This is a genomic window from Enterobacter cloacae complex sp. IR5403 (assembly GCF_049238705.1).
Taxonomy (GTDB): Bacteria; Pseudomonadota; Gammaproteobacteria; order Enterobacterales; family Enterobacteriaceae; genus Enterobacter; species Enterobacter hormaechei_C.
The window spans coordinates 1-1221 of record NZ_JBMKHP010000036.1 but is presented as its reverse complement, the minus strand read 5'-3'; the positions used below and the strand labels follow the sequence as shown (position 1 = coordinate 1221).

Annotated in this window: 1 protein-coding gene; it reads left to right on the top strand. The window is 53.5% G+C overall.

Features of this window, described 5'->3' with window-relative positions:
- Positions 1-71: 71 nt before the first annotated feature.
- Positions 72-1192, top strand: a protein-coding gene (locus ACOTW6_RS21855; protein ID WP_085950818.1) for an IS3-like element ISSen4 family transposase whose coding sequence is annotated in 2 segments (ribosomal slippage) — positions 72-330 and positions 330-1192 — 1122 coding nt in all. Because the reading frame shifts where the segments join, the coding sequence is not laid out codon by codon here.
- Positions 1193-1221 lie beyond the last annotated feature (29 nt).

Here is a 1221-nt window from a genome sequence, read left to right as displayed (position 1 = left end):
TGACCTGCTCCCCGTTGATTAGTACACCCCGATGTTAGTAATGTCTTCATAAGCCACATGAGGACATCCCCATGAAGAAGCGTTTTTCCGACGAACAGATCATCAGTATTCTCCGCGAAGCCGAAGCTGGGGTACCCGCCCGTGAACTCTGCCGCAAGCATGCCATTTCCGATGCCACGTTTTACACCTGGCGTAAGAAGTATGGCGGTATGGAGGTGCCTGAAGTTAAGCGCCTGAAGTCGCTTGAGGAAGAGAACACCAGACTCAAGAAGCTGCTTGCCGAAGCCATGCTGGATAAAGAGGCGCTTCAGGTGGCTCTTGGGCGAAAGTACTGACGACAGACCAGAAGCGGGAAGCCGTGATGTTGATGTGTGATGCGACCGGTCTGTCGCAACGTCGTGCCTGCAGGCTTACAGGTTTATCCCTGTCGACCTGCCGCTATGAGGCTCACCGTCCGGCTGCTGATGCGCATTTATCAGGGCGCATCACTGAGCTGGCACTGGAGCGCAGGCGTTTTGGCTACCGTCGTATTTGGCAGTTGCTGCGCCGTGAAGGGCTTCATGTTAATCATAAGCGCGTGTACCGGCTTTATCACCTCAGTGGCCTGGGCGTAAAACGCAGAAGACGTCGTAAAGGGCTGGCAACAGAACGTCTGCCGCTGCTCCGTCCGGCGGCGCCCAATCTGACCTGGTCGATGGATTTCGTCATGGACGCACTTTCCACCGGTCGCAGGATCAAGTGTCTTACCTGCGTCGATGATTTCACAAAGGAATGCCTGACGGTCACTGTTGCCTTTGGGATTTCAGGCGTTCAGGTCACGCGTATTCTGGACAGCATTGCACTGTTTCGAGGCTATCCGGCGACGATAAGAACTGACCAGGGGCCGGAGTTCACTTGCCGTGCACTGGATCAATGGGCCTTTGAGCATGGTGTTGAGTTGCGCTTAATCCAGCCGGGCAAGCCAACGCAGAACGGATTTATTGAGAGCTTTAACGGACGATTTCGCGATGAATGTTTGAATGAGCACTGGTTCAGCGATATCGTTCATGCCAGGAAAATTATTAATGACTGGCGGCAGGATTATAACGAATGCCGCCCGCACTCCACGCTGAATTATCAGACACCGTCTGAATTTGCAGCGGGCTGGAGAAAGGGTCATTCTGAGAATGAAGATTCCGACGTTACTAACTGAGTGTTGTATCTAATCGTGGGGGCAGGTCA